We start from the raw sequence: 17,564 nt of genomic DNA, 5'->3' as shown, positions 1-17,564 counted from the left end.
CGGAGGGCCAAGCGATGTCGGAACAGATCGAAGACCTTGAACTGGCCACTGGCGAGGATGCGGAGCGTCAGGCCTACAAGCTGGAGCCGAAGACCGTTGCCTCCGTGCTTTATGCGGTGGATATCGACGACCGCGAAAAGCTGACCGAACTGATGGATCCGCTGCATGCGGCGGATATTGCTGACCTTCTTGAGCAGATCAACGCCTTCGACAGGAGCCGCCTTGTCCGGCTTTATGACCGCGAATTTGACGGCGAAATCCTGTCGGAACTGGACGAATCTATCCGCGAGGAAGTGATCGCCGTTCTGACCCCGCAAGTTCTGAGCCAGGCCGTGCGGGATATGGACAGCGACGATGTTGTTGACCTGATTGAAGACCTGGAGGACGACCAGCAAGAAGCGATCCTTGAGGTGCTCGAAGACGCCGACCGGGTTGCGGTGGAACAGGCGTTGAACTGGCCGGAGTATTCCGCGGGCCGCCTGATGCAACGCGAGGTGGTGATGGCCCCTGAACATTGGACCGTGGGGCAGGCGATTGACCATTTGCGAGGCACCGCCGAAGAGGATCTGCCGGATCAATTCTATCACATCGTGATGGTCGATCCGCGGCTGCATCCCGTTGGCAATGTGACGCTGGGCAAGCTCATGCGCTCCAAACGCGCCACACCTTTGCGCGATATCCTCGAAGAGACCTTTCAGATCATTCCCGCGATGCGCGATGAGGGCGACGTGGCCTATGCGTTTAACCAATATCACCTGATCTCGGCCCCCGTGGTGGATGATGAGGGGCGGCTGATTGGTGTGATCACCATTGATGACGCGATGGCGGTGCTGGATGAAGAACACGAGGAGGACATCCTGCGTCTGGCCGGCGTGGGCGAGGGGTCGCTTTCGGACCGCGTGGTCGAGACCACCAAACAGCGCCTGCCATGGCTGGCGGTGAACCTTGTGACGGCAATTGCGGCCTCTATGGTGATTTCCCAGTTCGAGGCGGCCATTGCCCAGATTGTGGCACTGGCGGTACTAATGCCCATCGTGGCCTCCATGGGCGGCAATGCTGGCACCCAAAGTCTAACCGTTGCCGTGCGGGCCATTGCGACCAAGGATTTGACCGGCTCCAACGTCTGGCGGGTGATCCGGCGCGAATGTCTGGTGGGGCTGGTGAACGGGGTGATTTTTGCCTTGGTGATGGGCGTCGTGGGGATCATCTGGTTCGGCTCGCCTGCGCTGGGCTATGTGATCGCGGTGGCGATGGTGATCAATATGGTGGTGGCCGGACTGGCGGGCACAGGCATCCCGATCCTGCTGGAACGCGTCGGCGTTGACCCGGCGCTGGCTTCGGGGGCCTTCGTGACCACGGTGACAGATGTTGTCGGTTTCTTCGCCTTTCTCGGCCTCGCGGCGGCGGTGCTGCTATGACCGATCTCGCAGCGATCAAAGACGCGGCCCGAAAGGCGGCCTTTGCACGGCGCAAGCCCCTGTTTGACAATGCAAATGCCGCGCAAGCGGGCTATCTGAGCGAGGTACTTGCAGGCTATCGCGGGGTACCTTTGTCCGGCTTCATGCCGATCCGCACCGAAATTGACCCGACCCCCGCCATGGCAGAGGCCAGCGCCCACGGCCCCGTCGGTGTTCCGGTGATTGAGGCGGCAGCGACGCCGCTCAAGTTCGCGCAATGGACACCGGACACTGAAATGGTCAGCGGCGCCTTTGGCGCGATGATCCCCGCCGATCCGGTGTTTTTTGAACCAGAGATCTTGATCGTGCCGCTCTTGGCCTTCAACCGAGGCGGCGGGCGGCTGGGTTATGGCGGCGGATTTTATGACCGTACGCTTGAGATGCTGCGTGCCAAACGGCCCACTATGGCGATCGGCTTTGCCTTTGCCGGGCAGGAACACGCCGATGTCCCGCTGGAGCCGACGGATCAGCCGCTGGATCTGATCGTGACCGAACGAGGCGTCATTGATATCCCGCGCGGCGGTTAGCCCGCAGGTTTGACTTGCTGTTCGGACCGTGTCGGCGTACCCGTTGAAACCATGAAAATACTGTTTCTTGGCGATGTGATGGGCCGCGCGGGGCGCCGTGCCATCACGGAAAATCTGGGCCGTTTGCGCGACGATTGGAAGCTCGACTTCATCGTGGTCAACGGCGAAAACGCAACCGGCGGCATGGGGCTTTCGGGCGCGCATGCCAAACTGCTGCTGGATGCGGGGGCGGATTGCCTGACGTTGGGGGATCATGCGTTTGACCAAAAGGACATGCTGTCCTTTATCGAACAAGAGCCGCGCATTATCCGGCCACTGAACTTTTCCAAATCCGCACCGGGCAAGGGCGCACGGCTGTTTACCTCCAAGAACGGGCGCAAGGTGCTGGTCACCCAAGCGCTGGGCCAGGTGTTTATGAAACGGCCATTTGATGACCCGTTTTCGGCGCTGGATACAGTCTTGAAAACCCATCCGCTGGGCGGGCTGGCCTCGGCGATCATTGTCGATATGCACTGCGAAGCAACCTCAGAAAAAATGGCCATGGGGCATTGGTGCGACGGCCGCGCCTCGCTGGTTGTGGGCACCCACACCCATGTCCCCACGGCGGACGCAATGATCCTGCCGCGCGGCACGGCTTATTTAACCGATGCTGGCATGTGCGGCGATTATCATTCGGTGATCGGCATGGAAAAAACCGAACCCATGCGCCGGTTTATCACCGGCATGCCCAAGGAACGGTTTACCCCGGCCAATTCCGAGGCCACACTTTCGGGCGTCTATATCGAAACGGACGACCGCACGGGCCGCGCCACCCGCATTGTTCCGGTGCGCGATGGCGGTTTGTTGCAAACCAGCGCCCCCTAATTCCGCTCCATGTGCGAGGCAAACACCCGGGGCTTTGCCCCGGACCCCAGAGGTTTAAGGGCCAAATGAAGAAGAGCGGCACCCAGCTTCATTTGGCCAGAAAAACCTCCGGGGGGAGCGCCGCGCAGCGGCGGTGGGGGCTGGCCCCCTTTGCACCAGCGCTTGCACCCAACGGCGCCCTTGCAGCGGATGCGCGGACAGGCGACACTTGTCTTCAACCTCACTGGCGAACGGGCCTGACATATGCAGCTTTTTAGCCTTTCCCAAACCGGCAGCGCCGTTCTGACCCTGACGGTTGTGGTGATCATGTTCATCCTGTTCCTGCGCGAGACCTTCCCGACGGAGGTAGTCGCGCTCACTGGCGCGGCGAGCCTGCTGGCCATGGGAGTTCTGCCTTACGAGGATGCGCGGGCGGTTCTGTCCAATCCGGCGCCTTGGACCATTGCAGCGATGTTCATTGTTATGGGCGCGCTTGTGCGCACCGGGGCTTTGGATGTGTTGACCCGATTGGCCGAACGCTATGCCCGCAGCAATCCGCGATTGGCCGTTGTCGGGGTGATCCTGTCGGTGATGGGCGCCTCTGCGATTATGAACAACACGCCGGTGGTTGTGGTGATGATCCCGGTCGTGGTTCAGTTGAGCAAGACCTTGGGCACCAAGGCCTCCAAGCTGTTGATCCCGCTGAGTTATGCGGCGATCATGGGCGGCTCTTTGACGCTATTGGGGACGTCCACAAACCTTCTGGTTGACGGGGTCGCGCGCGCGCAGGGGATGGAGCCATTTGGCATTTTCGAGATCATGCCGATTGGCCTTGTGGTTTGCGCCTGGGGGGTGATTTACATGTCCACCATCGGGCGCCGATTGCTGCCGGACCGGGACAGCATGGCCAATATGTTGTCGGATCGCTCCAAGATGAAATTCTTCACCGAGGCGGTGATCCCCCCCGAAAGCAACCTGATCGGCCGCGAGGTTCTCGATGTGCAGTTGTTCAAGCGCGAGGGCGTGCGCCTGATCGACGTTGTGCGCGGCGACACCTCTTTGCGGCGTGCGTTGCAGGGGGTTGCGCTGCAGGTCGGGGACCGTGTGGTCTTGCGCACCCAGATGACCGAACTGTTGAGCCTTCAGGCCAATAAAGAGCTAAAACGTGTGGATCAGCTGTCGGCGGTCGAGACCACCACCGTTGAAGTTCTGATCACCCCAGGCTGCCGGATGGTGGGGCGGACGCTGGGCAGTATGCGCCTTCGGCGGCGTTATGGGGTCTATCCATTGGCGGTGCATCGCCGCAACCAGAACATCGGGCGGCAGCTTGACGATTTGATCGTCAAGGTGGGCGATACCCTGCTGTTGGAAGGCGCGGCGGAGGATATTCAACGACTGGCGGCGGATATGGATATGGTTGATGTCAGCCAACCGTCGGCGCGGGCCTATCGGCGGGGTCATGCGCCGATTGCGATTGCGGCGTTGATCGGGATCGTTACCCTTGCGGCGCTGAATGTGGCTCCGATTTTGTTGCTGGCTGTGTTGGCGGTGGCCTTGGTTCTGGTCACCGGCTGCATTGATGCCGAAGAGGCGTTTTCTTTTGTGGATGGGCGGCTATTGGCGTTGATTTTCTCGATGCTGGCGGTTGGTGCAGGTTTGCAGAACTCCGGTGCGATCTCGCTTTTGGTGGACAACATCGCGCCGGTGCTCAGCACGCTGCCGCTGACCGTGGTGATATTCTGTGTGTTCCTGTTGACCACCATCCTGACCGAGATCGTATCGAACAATGCAGTGGCGGTGATCATGACGCCGATTGCCATCAGCCTTGCCGCTGCGCTTGGCATTGACGCGCGGCCCTTGGTGGTAGCGGTAATGATCGCGGCCTCTTGCGCCTTTGCCACGCCCATTGGGTACCAGACCAACACGTTGGTTTACGGGCCGGGGGGCTACCGGTTTACCGATTTTATGCGGATCGGTATCCCGCTGAACCTGTCGATGTCGCTGTTGGCCAGTGCGGTGATACCTCTGTTCTGGTAGGGTGCTGGCGGGTCAGTGGCTGCGGAACCATGCGACAAACGGCAATGCCACCAGATACATGGTGATCCCATAAACGGCAGAGGGCAGCGCCATGGTGCTGAACCCTTCTGACTGGCCCGAGATGATCGCGGCGAGGGTGATGCCCAATGTGGCGTTCTGGATGCCTGTTTCGATGGAAATGGTTTTGCGCGCTTGCCATGCCAATCCGGCAAGTGCGGCCAATGCCAGACCCAGCGCCATCAGAACCACATTCAACGTGATCAGAGCGGGTCCGAGCCGGGGCAGATTTTCAACAAAAAGCGCCCAGTTGCCCGCCAGTGCGGCGACGACGATCAGCACAAACAGAACCGTAGCCAGAAGCGACAGGCCGCTATCAATCCGGTCAGCAAAAGCCGCGGCAAAGTGGCGGATGGCAACGCCGATTGCCACGGGCAGGGTAGTGATCAGGAACATTGCAAAGGCCAGCGACGTCACAGACACATCCGGCGCGGCATCGCCCATGAAGTGCTGCACCGCCCATGCGGCCAGCACTGGCACTGTCAGGATCGACAACAAGGACACCACTGCCGTCAACGAGACTGACAAGGCCACATCGCCGCGGGCCAGTTTGCTAACCATGTTGGAGGTCACGCCGCCGGGGCATAGCGACAAGAGCATCACGCCAACCGCCAGCTCGCCGCCCAGCCCAAAGGCCCGCACGCAGGCATAGGCGATCAGGGGCAACATCACCACCTGGCTGATTGCACCGATGGAAAACGCTTTGGGCCGCTGTGCCACGCGGGCAAAATCGGCAATGCTGAGGCCGACACCGAGGCTTAGCATGATGATCGCCAGTGACAGCGGCAGCACGACGTTGATCAGGATATCCATGGCTTTCTCCTTTGGTTGCGGCCATTAGGAACGCATCAGCCTGAAAAACAAGCGATTTGCTGGGGCGGTTTTGGCCTAGAGGGGCCAGAACACCAGAATTGCAGGGATTGAGACTGCAACAACAATGATCTCAAGCGGCAGACCCATGCGCCAATAATCGCCAAAGGAATAGCCGCCCGGCCCAAGGATAAGCGTGTTGTTTTTATGGCCAATGGGGGTGAGGAAGGCCGAAGATGCCGCAACCGCCACCGCCATCAAGAACGGGTCCGGAGACACCCCGAGGGTTTGCGCCATCTGGATGCCCACGGGGGCGGCGACAATTGTGGTGGCGGTGTTGTTGAGGACATCCGAGAGGGTCATCGTGACCACCATCAGAACCGTCAGCACAATCCACGGCGCCAAACCTTCGGTCAGCCCGATCAAGGCGCCCGCGATCAATTCGGTGCCGCCCGAGGTTTCCAGTGCAGCGCCCAGCGGGATCATAGAGCCGAGCAGCACCACCACCGGCCATTCGATATGGGTGTAGAGTTCGGACAGCGGCACGATCTTGGCCAGAACATAGGCCACCACCACCAGTCCCAGCGCGATGGGCAGATAGATCAGCCCGACGCTAGCGGCGGCCACGGCGGCGGCAAAAAGGCCGATGGCTAGCCAGACCTTTGAATTTTCGGTGACGGCCAATCCGCGATCTGCAAGCGGCAGCACGCCCAGCCAATCCGTGACATGGGCGGCGGTGTCACGCGGCACCAACAGCAACAGGATGTCACCGGTGCGCAACTGTGTGCCGCGCAGATGCGATGTGATCTTGCGGCCCTGTCGCGAAATGCCCAGCAGGATTGTGCGCTGCCTCCATGCCAGCCCCACGGCCTGTGCGGTGCGGCCATTCAGGCGGGAGTTTTCCTGCACCACAACTTCAATGATTTCAACGCCTTCCCCGCCTGCTTTCAAGCGATCCTCACGGTCCGTGTCGGACAGGGCCAGATCCAGCGTGCTGCGAAATTCGTCCAGCGCATCTGGCGCCGCTTCCAGCACCAAGGCATCCCCGGCCTTAAGTGCGACATTGCGGGCCTGCCCATAGCGGCGCTTGCCATCGCGGATCAACCCAAGGATCGCGACGTCGGACTTTTCCGCTATCTCTGTCAGCTCGGCCAGCCGTTTGCCGATGTGTTTGCTGCCTTCTGGCACTGTCAATTCGGCGATGTATTGCGCCAGATCGCTTTCGCCGATGCTGGCATCGTCGCGCGCCGGGATCAGCCGCCAACCGATCAGCGCCACAAAGATCAGACCGGCAATGGCGGCCACCCCGCCCACGGGGGCAAAATCAAACATTTTGAACGGCTCGCCCAAGGCATCCTGGCGGATCGAGGCGATGATGATGTTGGGCGGCGTGCCGATCAATGTGACCATACCGCCTAGGATCGTGGCAAAGCTGAGCGGCATCAGGCTCAGCCCCGGTTGGCGTCCGGCCTTGCGGGCGGTCTGGATGTCCACAGGCATCAATAGCGCCAGTGCTGCGACGTTGTTCATGAAGGCCGAGAGGATTCCGCCCACTGCACCCATCAAGGTGATATGCGCGCCCAGCGAACGGGAGGCATCGACCAGAGTGCGGGTGATCAACAGCACCGCACCGGACCGGACCAAACCGGCAGAGACCACCAGCACCAGCGCCACCACCAAAGTGGCGGGGTGGCCGAACCCGTCAAAGGCATTCTTGGTAGGAACGACGCCCAAAACCACACCGACCATCAGCGCCGAAAAGGCCACGATGTCATATCGAAACCGCCCCCAAAGCAGCAAGCCAAAGACAGCGCCAAACAGGCAAAACAGGATAATCTGATCGGTACTCATCACGGCCTCACATGGTGTTTGCCACCATGACACCGCGCCTGATGCGTCAACGCAAGGGGCAATCGGCAGGGGGGATTGCCCTTGGGCGGTGGGCTGCCCTATAGAGTGGCAACGCGATCATCCAAGTTATGAGGTATCCATGGCCGGCCACTCCAAATGGGCAAATATTCAGCACCGCAAAGGGCGTCAGGACGCACAGCGTTCCAAATTGTTCTCCAAACTGGCCAAGGAGATCACGGTTGCGGCCAAGATGGGCGATCCCGACCCAGAAAAGAACCCGCGTCTGCGGATGGCGGTGAAAGAGGCCAAGTCGCAGTCGGTGCCAAAAGATGTGATCGAACGCGCGATCAAAAAGTCGCAGGGCGGCGAAGGCGATGATTACGAAGAGATCCGCTATGAGGGTTACGGCCCCAACGGTGTTGCCGTCATCGTCGAGGCGATGACCGACAACCGCAACCGGACGGCGTCTACCGTGCGCTCGACCTTTACCAAGAACGGCGGCAATCTGGGCGAAACCGGAAGCGTTGGTTTCATGTTCGACCGCAAGGGTGAAGTGACCTATCCGGCTGAGGTCGGCGACAACGACACCGTGATGATGGCCGCCATTGAGGCGGGCGCAGAAGATGTCGAAAGCACCGAAGATGGCCATGTGGTCTGGTGTGCGGACACCGATTTGAACGATGTGTCCACGGCGCTTGAGGCGGAACTGGGCGAATCTGAATCGACCAAACTGGTCTGGCGTCCGACCACCACCACCGAGATGGACCTCGAAAGCATGGAAAAGCTGATGAAGCTGGTTGATGCGCTCGAAGATGATGACGACGTGCAGCGGGTCACCACCAACTTTGAAGCCTCCGACGAGGTGATGTCGCAGCTTTGATCTGCGCCTATTGAACTGCTTTTGAAACCGGCCTCACGAGGGCCGGTTTTTTTGTGGCGGATAACTGCTGATCATAGCAGGCTTTGACCCGGATCAAGGACGGCCCTCCGGCGATGTGCGATACTTTGGACATTGTATAGGAGGATAATATGCTCACCATCACCAAACCGTCGGACAACCGTGTCGATATCGAACTGCGCGGGTCACTGGATGCGGACATGATGCGCAAAGGTCTGGAGGATCTGTTGTCGATGTCCGAAGGGGTCACGAACGGCACGATGCTTTATACAATTCCCGAGTTTGCCTTGCCAACACTGGAGGCTTTGGGCGTGGAATTGACCATGCTGCCCAAGATGTTTGGCCTGCTGGGCAAATATGACAAATGTGCCGTTCTGACCGATGCTGGCTGGATTCGGACGGCAGCTGAGGTCGAGGGCGCGTTGATGCCGGGTTTGACGATCAAGGCGTTTCCGCTTGATGGCACCGCGGCGGCAGAGGCGTGGCTGGCGGCGTAAATCGGGCGGCCCAAAAGTTGGGCTTTGGGCAATAAAAAACCGCCCCCACAGGGGCGGTGGAAGGCCAATGGCAGGCGCTGACTTATCCGAAGATGCGCGACATACCGAGCCATCCACTGCCGATGCGTGCGCATGGCTTCATCGGCTCGGGGGCTTTGGCTTGGGAAATCTGGGCCAGAACGGTTTTAACTTCGTTCAGTTTTGTGCGGGCGGCGCGGCTGCCGGTGCTGGCCTGTACGTTCAAGATCTTGGACTGCGTGTGCAACGCGGCCTCGATCACCTCCAGTTGTGACTGGTTCAAATCCAGCTTGCTTTGAAAATCGTTCATCTGTCTTCCTTTGGTTATGAACAGCACATAGGTGCGGCGCTGCCGTTCTGCCAGAGAGCCGCAACCAAATTCACCGAATTGTGTCCGTTTTGTTGCAATCAACCGGAGGTGGGATGCAGATGGTTGCGGGCGGCATTCTGTACCGCGCGGGTCAACGGGGTGAGGGCAGGGGCCATCACCCGTGCGCATTGCCAATACAGCGGCACATCCAGCGGGGCGTTTTTGGTCAGGGCGACAAGGCTGCCATGGGCCAGATGCGTCCGCACCAGCGGCTCCGGGTTCATGCCCCAGCCCATACCGGACAGCGCTGCATCAACAAATCCATGGGTGGAGGGCAGGTGATGACTGGGCGGATGCAGACGCCTGCCGGTCACTTGGGCGATCCAGCGCGATTGCAGCTGATCCTTGCTGTTGAACACCATCATCGGTGCATAGGCGAGGGTGCTGGCATTGACGCCCTTCGCAAAATGACTGCGCATAAACGCAGGGCTGGCCGTCGCGATGTATCGCATGGCACCCAGCGACAACAGATCACAGCCGGGCGCGGCGCGGTCATGGCCGGTGATGGCGGCACTGACCGCACCACGGCGGAGCCAATCATCCGCGGTGTCCTGATCGTCGTTCACCACATCAAACAGCAGATCCGGCACTGCCGCCAAGGCGGGTATCATCCATGTGGCCAATGCATCGGCCGGTACCGCAAGGCGCAGCCTTGGGCGCGGTGCTGAGGTTTGCCCAAGGGCCTGCGCCTCCAACAATGCGATGTCCTCCGCATGTTTGGCCAGCCGTGCCCCCAGCGTGGTGGCGCGGCAAGGCTGGCTGCGGTGAACCAAAGTTGCGCCGACCTGTTCTTCCAGCGCCTTGAGGCGTTGCGACACCGCCGATGGCGTGACCCCAAGCGCACCCGCCGCCGCATCAAAACTGCCCAGCCTTAGAATGGCGGACAGGGCGGCCAGATGGGTCGGGTCAAGCGACATCAATTTTCCTAATTCAGATTTAGCATCTTTAATTTGTCTAATTTGCAGGGGCGCTGTAGTCAAACGCCAGACCTGTAAAAGGACCAAGCCTGTGCTGACCTCTTTCCTTCCCGGCTTTGCCCTGAGCCTGACCCTCATTCTGGCCATTGGGGCGCAGAACGCCTTTGTGCTGCGGCAAGGGTTGCGCCGAGCGCATGTGTTCTGGGTCTGCCTGACCTGTGCGCTGTCCGATGCTGTTTTGATCGCCGGCGGGGTCGCGGGGTTTGGGGCATTGGCAAAGGCATGGCCGTGGTTCGAGACCATCATGCGCTATGGCGGCGCGGCCTTTCTGATCTGGTATGGCTACCTGAACGCCCGCGCGGCATGGTTTGGCGGCGCGGTGCTTGAGGCGGACGGGAAGGGTGCGGGGTCATTGAGAAAATCACTGCTGACGGTTCTGGCACTGACCTGGCTGAACCCGCATGTCTATCTTGATACCGTGGTTCTGATCGGCTCGATCTCGGCGCAATATCCCGATAGGCTGGCCTTTGGCATCGGGGCCACGCTCGCCAGCTTTTGTTTCTTCTTTTCATTGGGCTATGGCGCCCGCCTGCTTGGTCCGCTGTTTGCCATCCCGCTCAGCTGGCGCATTCTGGACGGGCTGATCGCGGCGACGATGTGGGGCATTGCGGCAAAACTATTGCTGATGTGACCTTGCCCTTTGCGGCGCGTTGGGAAACTGTCGCGTTATGGTTACTGAAGTCCCTCAACGCCCGCTTACCGGTATTCTTTGGATGTTGGTCACGGGGTTGCTTTTCATCGCCGTCACGGCCTTGGTCAAATACATGGGGCCGCGCCTGCCTGCGGCGGAATCGGCGTTTCTGCGCTATGCTATCGGGCTGGTGTTCCTGCTGCCTGCGTTGGGGGCATTGCGGCAAACCAACCTCAGCCGCCGCCAATGGTCCCTGTTCGGATTACGCGGGTTTTGTCACGCGCTGGGCGTGATCTTGTGGTTCTACGCCATGACCCGCATCCCCATCGCCGAGGTCACGGCGATGAATTACCTCGCCCCGATCTATGTCACATTGGGGGCCGCGGTGTTTCTGGGGGAAAAGCTGGCGGCGCGGCGCATTGCGGCGGTCTGTCTGGGGTTGATGGGCGCGGCGATCATCCTCCGGCCAGGGTTTCGCGAGGTCAGTCTGGGCCATCTGGCCATGCTGTTTGCGGCTGTGGTTTTTGCCGGATCTTACCTGTTGGCCAAGGTGTTGGCCGATGAGGTGAGGCCCGCAGTGGTGGTCGCCATGTTGTCGATTTTTGTCACATTGGCGCTGGCCCCATTTGCGCTGCCGGTCTGGGTCACGCCGACATTGCGCGAGGTTTTGCTGCTCACGGCGGTCGCGGTGTTTGCCACGGCGGGGCATTACACCATGACGCTGGCCTTTGCTGCCGCGCCCGTGACGGTGACGCAGCCGATCACCTTTTTGCAGCTGCTTTGGGCCACGTCCCTTGGGGTTTTGGCGTTTAACGAGCCGGTGGATATCTGGGTGATCGTCGGCGGGTTTGTCATTCTGGGGTCGGTGACATTTATCACCTGGCGCGAGGCTATGCTAAAGCGGCAGATCACGCCGAATGCAAATGCGACCAAGCTCTGACTTTTCTTGATTGACGGGTCAATAAAGATCGAACTATCCTGACGCGGTAACGCCAAAGGATAGAATCCGTCATGCCAAAAGTAGGAATGCAGCCCATCCGGCGCTCGGCGCTGGTGCAGGCCACAATCGCCGAGATCGGCGCGGCGCATTCGCTGGATGTCACCGTGGGGCAGATCGCCAAACGTGCGGGCATGTCCACAGCGCTGGCGCATCATTATTTTGGCGGCAAGGACCAGATCTTCCTCGCCGCGATGACCCATATCCTTGAGGAATACAAAGCGCAGGTTCTGCACCGTTTGTCACAGGCCGAAACGCCCCGCGACCGGGCAGCAGCGATCATCATCGCGAGCTTTGACGAGACATGTTTTGCGCCCGAAACGGTGTCCGCCTGGATGACGCTTTATGCGGCATCGCGCACCAGCAACGGCACCCAGCGGCTTTTGCGAATTTACCAGCGCCGGTTGCGGTCCAACCTGACCCATGCCCTGCGCGGCGCATCCCCCCATCCCGAAGCGGATGCAGATACCATAGCGGCCTTGATTGATGGCCTCTATCTACGTGCGGCGCTGTCGCACTCCGGCACTGCCAAGGCGGCGCTGAACTCAGCCCTTACAACACTCGATCTCTTGCTTAAGGCACCTAGATGACACAACCAAATATTCTGATCCTGATGGTGGATCAGCTCAACGGCACATTCTTTCCCGATGGTCCGGCGGATTTCCTGCACGCGCCAAATCTCAAGGCGCTGGCGGCGCGGTCCACCCGGTTTGCCAATGCCTATACGGCATCGCCTCTGTGCGCGCCGGGGCGGGCGGCGTTTATGTCGGGCCAATTGCCAAGCGATACCGGTGTGTATGACAACGCGGCAGAGTTCTGTTCGTCGATCCCGACCTATGCGCATCACCTGCGCCGGGCGGGCTATCACACTTGCTTGTCGGGTAAGATGCACTTCGTCGGGCCAGACCAGTTGCACGGGTTCGAGGAACGCCTGACCACCGATATTTATCCCGCCGATTTTGGGTGGACCCCCGATTACCGCAAGCCGGGGGAACGGATTGACTGGTGGTATCACAACATGGGGTCCGTCACGGGCGCTGGTGTTGCCGAGATTTCCAACCAGATGGAATACGACGATGATGTCGCCTACAATGCGGTGCGCAAGCTTTATGATCTGTCACGCGGGGAGGACGGGCGTCCTTGGTGCCTGACGGCCAGCTTTACCCATCCGCATGACCCCTATGTGGCGCGCAAGAAATATTGGGATCTTTACGAGGATAGCGAACATCTGCTGCCCGAAGTTCCGGCGATGGCCTATGAGGATCACGACCCGCATTCGCAGCGCATCTTTGACGCCAACGATTGGCGCAGCTTTGACATCAAAGAAGAAGACATCCGCCGGTCGCGCCGAGCCTATTTTGCCAACATCAGCTATCTTGACGACAAAATTGGCGAGATCCTGCAAACGCTGGAAGACACGCGGCAAGAGGCGATCATCCTGTTTGTCTCCGACCATGGCGACATGCTGGGCGAGCGGGGGCTTTGGTTCAAGATGTCCTTCCTTGAGGGATCATCGCGCGTGCCCATGATGATCTCGGCCCCGCAGATGGAGCCGGGCCTGCAAACAACCGCCGTCAGCAACATAGACGTCTGTCCCACCTTGTGTGATCTCGCAGGGGTCAGCATGGACGAGGTGATGGAATGGACCACCGGACAGTCGCTGGTGCCGATGGGCCAAGGGGTGGAGCGGACCGAACCCGTCGCGATGGAATATGCCGCCGAGGCGACCTACGCGCCGATGGTTTCGCTGCGCTATGGCAAGTGGAAGTACAACCGTTGCGACCTTGACCCTGATCAGCTCTTTGATCTGGAAGCCGACCCCAACGAGATGACCAATCTGGCAGATCACCCTGATCACCAAGGCACGCTAAATTCCCTGCAAGCCAAAGCGGACGCCCGCTGGGATTTGGCAGCTTTCGACGCCGATGTGCGCAAAAGTCAGGCCCGCCGCTGGGTGGTTTATGAGGCGCTGCGCGAGGGGGGGTATTACCCTTGGGATTATCAACCGCTGCGCAAAGCATCCGAACAATACATGCGCAATCACATGGACCTCAACGTGCTGGAAGACAACAAACGCTTCCCGCGCGGTGAATGACCCTTCATTTGGCCCCTAAACTCCCGCCGGAGGCAGAAAGTTAACCCATGCCCTATGACACACAGCCCAAGGCCAGCCATTTTATCAATGGCGCCTACGTCGAAGACACAAGCGGCACGCCGATTGATGTGATCTATCCCGCAACCGGGGAAAAGATCGCAACGGTTTATGCCGCGACGCCCGCGATTGTCGATCAGGCAATTGAATCGGCGCGCAATGCCCAAGCGGCATGGGCCGCGATGAGCGGAACTGAGCGCGGGCGTATCCTGCGCCGGGCCGAGCAGATCATGCGCGAGCGCAATCACGATCTGAGCGTGCTGGAAACCTATGACACCGGCAAACCCTATCAGGAGACCTCGGTGGTGGATGCCACCAGCGGGGCCGATGCGCTGGAATACTTCGGCGGCATGGCGGCGACACTGACCGGCGAGCATATCCAGCTGGGCGAGAACTGGGTCTATACCCGCCGCGAGGCTTTGGGCGTTTGTGTGGGGATCGGCGCGTGGAATTATCCAACGCAGATCGCCTGCTGGAAGGGCGCACCGGCGCTGGCGTGCGGCAATGCGATGATTTTCAAACCCTCCGAGACAACGCCGCTTTGTGCGCTCAAGGTGGCCGAGATCCTGCATGAGGCGGGTCTGCCGGCGGGCATCTACAATGTCGTGCAGGGCATGGGCGAGGTGGGCAGTGCATTGGTCACCGATCCGCGGGTTGATAAGGTATCGCTGACCGGTTCGGTGCCGACGGGGCGCAAGGTCTATGCCGCTGCGGCCGAAGGCATCAAACATGTGACGATGGAACTGGGGGGCAAATCCCCGATGATCGTCTTTGATGACGCGGATATCGAGAACGCGGTTGGCGGGGCGATTTTGGGCAATTTCTATAGCTCTGGTCAGGTCTGTTCCAACGGCACGCGGGTGTTTGTGCACAAGGCGATCAAGGAAAAGTTCCTGACCCGTTTGACGGAACGTCTGGGCAATGCGGTGATCGGCGATCCGATGGACCCCGACACCAGCTTTGGCCCGATGGTGTCAGAGCGGCAGATGAATATCGCGCTGGGCTATGTCGAAAAAGGCAAGGCTGAAGGCGCGCGTCTGGTCACGGGCGGGGCGCGTTTGGACCGTGAAGGGTTCTACATGCAGCCGACGGTGTTTGCCGATGTGACCGATGATATGATCATCGCCCGCGAAGAGATCTTTGGGCCGGTGATGGCAGTGCTGGATTTTGAGGACGAAGATGAGGTGATGGCGCGGGCCAATGACACCGAATTTGGTCTGGCGGCGGGTGTGTTCACCAAGGATCTGACCCGTGCGCACCGCGTTGCGGCGCGGTTTGAGGCGGGCACCTGTTTCATCAACACCTATAATGACGCGCCGGTCGAGGCCCCCTTTGGGGGATCCAAAAACTCCGGTGTGGGGCGCGAGAACTCCAAGGCGGCGATCGCGCATTACAGCCAGTTGAAATCGGTGTTTGTGCGCATGGATGACGTGGAGGCGCCCTTTTAGGGCTCTGCCAAAAGGAGCGCTGACGCGCGTTTCATTTTTGGCGCTTTTGGCGAGGTGAGCCCGGATCAGGATCGGTGGTTTTGTTCTGTGGCGGTTTTGAGATTTGCTGAGAGGTGCTTGCGCCACAGGTCTGTGGCTCAAGACACCGGTTCAATGATGGCGGTGCGATTCCCCGCAGCGTCAAGGACAAGCCAAGCACAGCTTGGGGCGCTTTGCGCCTCCTTGACCCTGCGCGGAATCACGAAGAGGTAGGTATGAAGGCGGAATTTGTAATTGTTGGGGCTGGCAGTGCCGGCTGTGCCATGGCTTATCGTTTGGCGATGGCGGGGCGCAAGGTGATCGTGATTGAACATGGCGGCACCGATGCGGGCCCGTTTATTCAAATGCCTGCGGCGCTCAGCTATCCGATGAATATGAAACGGTATGACTGGGGCTACCGGTCAGAGCCGGAGCCGCATTTGAACAACCGCGAACTGGCCTGCCCGCGCGGCAAGGTGATTGGCGGATCGTCCTCGATCAACGGGATGGTTTATGTGCGCGGTCATGCGATGGATTATGATCATTGGGAGGAAAGCGGCGCGCAGGGCTGGGCCTATGCGGATGTTTTGCCGTATTTCAAACGGATGGAAAGCTGGCATGACGGCGGTCATGGCGGCGATGCGGGTTGGCGCGGCACGGACGGTCCGCTGCATGTGAGCCGCGGGCCGCGCAAGAACCCCTTGTTCGAGGCCTTTGTGAAGGCAGGTGCGCAGGCTGGATATGAGGCCACGGATGATTACAACGGTGAAAAGCAAGAAGGCTTTGGCCCGATGGAGCAGACCGTGTGGAACGGGCGGCGCTGGTCGGCGGCCAATGCCTATTTGCGGCCTGCGCAGCGCACGGGCAATGTCGAGCTGATCCGCGCCCTTGCGCAGCGTGTGGTGATCGAGGAGGGCCGCGCCATCGGCGTTGAGGTGCTGCGCGGCGGCAAGATCGAGGTCATCGGCGCCGAGCGTGAGGTGGTTTTGGCCGCTTCTTCGATCAATTCGCCGAAACTGTTGATGTTGTCGGGCATTGGCCCGGCTGCGCATCTGGCCGAGCATGGGATCGAGGTGGTCGCGGACCGCGCCGGTGTGGGGCAAAACCTGCAAGACCATCTTGAGCTTTATATCCAGATGGCGGCATCGCAGCCGATCACCCTGTATAAACATTGGAACGTCCTGTCCAAGGCGGTGATCGGGGCGCAGTGGCTGTTTACCAAGACCGGTATGGGCGCATCGAACCAGTTTGAAAGCGCGGCCTTTGTACGCTCCAAGGCCGGGGTGCCTTATCCGGATATCCAGTATCATTTCCTGCCCATCGCCGTGCGCTATGACGGCCAGGCCGCGGCAGAGGGGCATGGATTTCAGGCCCATACTGGGCCGATGCGGTCCAAGTCGCGGGGGGCGGTGAGCCTGCGGTCAGGCAATCCTGCGGATGATCCGGTGATCCGGTTCAACTATATGTCTCACCCCGAAGACTGGGAGGATTTTCGCACCTGTATCCGTTTGACCCGTGAGGTTTTTGCGCAGGAGGCGTTCAAGCCATTTGTGAAGCATGAGATCCAGCCCGGTGCGGAGATGCAAACGGATGCGGAGCTTGACAGTTTCATCGCAGAACATGCCGAGAGCGCCTATCACCCTTGCGGCACTTGCAAGATGGGCGCGGTGGACGATCCGATGGCCGTGGTTGATCCGCAGGCACGGGTGATCGGGGTTGAGGGGCTGCGCGTGGCGGACAGTTCGATCTTTCCGCGCATCACCAATGGCAATCTCAATGCGCCGTCGATCATGGTGGGTGAGAAGGTTTCGGATTTGCTACTTGGCCTTGATCCATTGGCGCGGGCCAATGATGTGCCCTGGGTTCATCCGGAGTGGGAAACATCGCAGCGGTGATCTGCTGCGCCATGGCATCAGGCGGGTCTCAGGCGTGTTGTGATAGGCGTTAACCTTTCTTAACAGAATCGCTTTCGTCCT

The 17,564-nt window shown here is 60.0% G+C and carries 16 protein-coding genes; 12 read left to right on the top strand and 4 right to left on the bottom strand.

Annotation, left to right across the window (positions count from 1 at the left end):
- Positions 1–14 precede the first annotated feature (14 nt).
- The 4 genes from mgtE (at position 15) to C8N31_RS14070 (ending at position 4,864) form a co-directional block, all read left to right on the top strand.
- The gene (gene mgtE / locus C8N31_RS14085; protein WP_025047752.1) at positions 15–1,418 is read left to right on the top strand and encodes a magnesium transporter; all 1,404 of its coding nucleotides are present in this window, start codon (positions 15–17) and stop codon (positions 1,416–1,418) included.
- Positions 1,415–1,984, top strand: coding sequence for a 5-formyltetrahydrofolate cyclo-ligase (locus tag C8N31_RS14080; protein WP_025047751.1), 570 nt, complete (start codon positions 1,415–1,417; stop codon positions 1,982–1,984). The genes mgtE and C8N31_RS14080 overlap by 4 nt, the downstream gene beginning before the upstream one ends.
- 51 nt (positions 1,985–2,035) lie before the next feature.
- Positions 2,036–2,848: a TIGR00282 family metallophosphoesterase gene (locus C8N31_RS14075; RefSeq protein ID WP_025047750.1), complete on the top strand. Its 813-nt coding sequence runs from the start codon at positions 2,036–2,038 to the stop codon at positions 2,846–2,848.
- Between the two features lie 243 nt (positions 2,849–3,091).
- Entirely contained in the window at positions 3,092–4,864 is a 1,773-nt protein-coding gene (locus tag C8N31_RS14070; RefSeq protein ID WP_025047749.1) for an SLC13 family permease, read from the top strand.
- A 12-nt stretch (positions 4,865–4,876) separates the two neighbouring features.
- On the opposite strand, the gene C8N31_RS14065 is transcribed toward C8N31_RS14070, so the two are convergent.
- Complete coding sequence (locus C8N31_RS14065) at positions 4,877–5,734, bottom strand: bile acid:sodium symporter family protein (RefSeq protein WP_025047748.1); 858 nt, start codon at positions 5,732–5,734, stop codon at positions 4,877–4,879.
- A gap of 75 nt (positions 5,735–5,809) precedes the next feature.
- A complete protein-coding gene (locus C8N31_RS14060; protein ID WP_025047747.1) occupies positions 5,810–7,582 on the bottom strand; it encodes an SLC13 family permease in 1,773 nt (590 codons plus the stop codon).
- 139 nt (positions 7,583–7,721) lie between these two features.
- Here C8N31_RS14060 and C8N31_RS14055 point away from each other — a divergent pair, with 139 nt between their 5' ends.
- Together C8N31_RS14055 and C8N31_RS14050 are read left to right on the top strand one after the other, a co-directional pair.
- On the top strand, positions 7,722–8,462 hold the full coding sequence (locus tag C8N31_RS14055; RefSeq protein ID WP_025047746.1) for a YebC/PmpR family DNA-binding transcriptional regulator: 741 nt from the start codon (positions 7,722–7,724) through the stop codon (positions 8,460–8,462).
- A gap of 149 nt (positions 8,463–8,611) precedes the next feature.
- Positions 8,612–8,977 (top strand): SpoIIAA family protein, encoded by a 366-nt coding sequence (locus C8N31_RS14050; RefSeq protein WP_025047745.1) that lies wholly within the window; start codon positions 8,612–8,614, stop codon positions 8,975–8,977.
- Positions 8,978–9,059: 82 nt separating this feature from the next.
- On the opposite strand, the gene C8N31_RS14045 is transcribed toward C8N31_RS14050, so the two are convergent.
- On the bottom strand, positions 9,060–9,305 hold the full coding sequence (locus tag C8N31_RS14045) for a hypothetical protein (protein ID WP_025047744.1): 246 nt from the start codon (positions 9,303–9,305) through the stop codon (positions 9,060–9,062).
- A gap of 98 nt (positions 9,306–9,403) precedes the next feature.
- Positions 9,404–10,282 (bottom strand): LysR family transcriptional regulator ArgP, encoded by an 879-nt coding sequence (locus C8N31_RS14040; RefSeq protein ID WP_025047743.1) that lies wholly within the window; start codon positions 10,280–10,282, stop codon positions 9,404–9,406.
- Between the two features lie 94 nt (positions 10,283–10,376).
- Here C8N31_RS14040 and C8N31_RS14035 point away from each other — a divergent pair, with 94 nt between their 5' ends.
- The 6 genes from C8N31_RS14035 to betA all read left to right on the top strand — a co-directional run bounded on the left by C8N31_RS14035 (position 10,377) and on the right by betA (position 17,483).
- Complete coding sequence (locus tag C8N31_RS14035; protein ID WP_025047742.1) at positions 10,377–10,973, top strand: LysE/ArgO family amino acid transporter; 597 nt, start codon at positions 10,377–10,379, stop codon at positions 10,971–10,973.
- Between the two features lie 37 nt (positions 10,974–11,010).
- Positions 11,011–11,913, top strand: coding sequence for a DMT family transporter (locus C8N31_RS14030; protein WP_025047741.1), 903 nt, complete (start codon positions 11,011–11,013; stop codon positions 11,911–11,913).
- A gap of 71 nt (positions 11,914–11,984) precedes the next feature.
- Positions 11,985–12,560: a choline-binding transcriptional repressor BetI gene (gene betI, locus C8N31_RS14025; RefSeq protein ID WP_025047740.1), complete on the top strand. Its 576-nt coding sequence runs from the start codon at positions 11,985–11,987 to the stop codon at positions 12,558–12,560.
- On the top strand, positions 12,557–14,065 hold the full coding sequence (gene betC, locus C8N31_RS14020) for a choline-sulfatase (RefSeq protein ID WP_025047739.1): 1,509 nt from the start codon (positions 12,557–12,559) through the stop codon (positions 14,063–14,065). The genes betI and betC overlap by 4 nt, the downstream gene beginning before the upstream one ends.
- Before the next feature lie 47 nt (positions 14,066–14,112).
- Entirely contained in the window at positions 14,113–15,570 is a 1,458-nt protein-coding gene (gene betB / locus C8N31_RS14015) for a betaine-aldehyde dehydrogenase (protein ID WP_025047738.1), read from the top strand.
- Positions 15,571–15,824: 254 nt separating this feature from the next.
- Positions 15,825–17,483 (top strand): choline dehydrogenase, encoded by a 1,659-nt coding sequence (gene betA, locus C8N31_RS14010; RefSeq protein ID WP_025047737.1) that lies wholly within the window; start codon positions 15,825–15,827, stop codon positions 17,481–17,483.
- The last annotated feature ends 81 nt before the right edge of the window (positions 17,484–17,564 follow it).

Source organism: Sulfitobacter mediterraneus (assembly GCF_003054325.1).
GTDB lineage: Bacteria > Pseudomonadota > Alphaproteobacteria > Rhodobacterales > Rhodobacteraceae > Sulfitobacter > Sulfitobacter mediterraneus.
This window is presented reverse-complemented; position numbering and strand designations above follow the sequence as displayed.

Excerpts from the sequence above, each read along its gene's own strand:
- mgtE (WP_025047752.1), top strand. The coding sequence starts at position 15 with ATGTCGGAACAGATCGAAGACCTTGAACTGGCCACTGGCGAGGATGCG.
- C8N31_RS14080 (WP_025047751.1), top strand. The coding sequence starts at position 1,415 with ATGACCGATCTCGCAGCGATCAAAGACGCGGCCCGAAAGGCGGCCTTT.
- C8N31_RS14075 (WP_025047750.1), top strand. The coding sequence starts at position 2,036 with ATGAAAATACTGTTTCTTGGCGATGTGATGGGCCGCGCGGGGCGCCGT.
- C8N31_RS14070 (WP_025047749.1), top strand. The coding sequence starts at position 3,092 with ATGCAGCTTTTTAGCCTTTCCCAAACCGGCAGCGCCGTTCTGACCCTG.
- C8N31_RS14065 (WP_025047748.1), bottom strand. The coding sequence starts at position 5,734 with ATGGATATCCTGATCAACGTCGTGCTGCCGCTGTCACTGGCGATCATC.
- C8N31_RS14060 (WP_025047747.1), bottom strand. The coding sequence starts at position 7,582 with ATGAGTACCGATCAGATTATCCTGTTTTGCCTGTTTGGCGCTGTCTTT.
- C8N31_RS14055 (WP_025047746.1), top strand. The coding sequence starts at position 7,722 with ATGGCCGGCCACTCCAAATGGGCAAATATTCAGCACCGCAAAGGGCGT.
- C8N31_RS14050 (WP_025047745.1), top strand. The coding sequence starts at position 8,612 with ATGCTCACCATCACCAAACCGTCGGACAACCGTGTCGATATCGAACTG.
- C8N31_RS14045 (WP_025047744.1), bottom strand. The coding sequence starts at position 9,305 with ATGAACGATTTTCAAAGCAAGCTGGATTTGAACCAGTCACAACTGGAG.
- C8N31_RS14040 (WP_025047743.1), bottom strand. The coding sequence starts at position 10,282 with ATGTCGCTTGACCCGACCCATCTGGCCGCCCTGTCCGCCATTCTAAGG.
- C8N31_RS14030 (WP_025047741.1), top strand. The coding sequence starts at position 11,011 with ATGGTTACTGAAGTCCCTCAACGCCCGCTTACCGGTATTCTTTGGATG.
- betI (WP_025047740.1), top strand. The coding sequence starts at position 11,985 with ATGCCAAAAGTAGGAATGCAGCCCATCCGGCGCTCGGCGCTGGTGCAG.
- betC (WP_025047739.1), top strand. The coding sequence starts at position 12,557 with ATGACACAACCAAATATTCTGATCCTGATGGTGGATCAGCTCAACGGC.
- betB (WP_025047738.1), top strand. The coding sequence starts at position 14,113 with ATGCCCTATGACACACAGCCCAAGGCCAGCCATTTTATCAATGGCGCC.
- betA (WP_025047737.1), top strand. The coding sequence starts at position 15,825 with ATGAAGGCGGAATTTGTAATTGTTGGGGCTGGCAGTGCCGGCTGTGCC.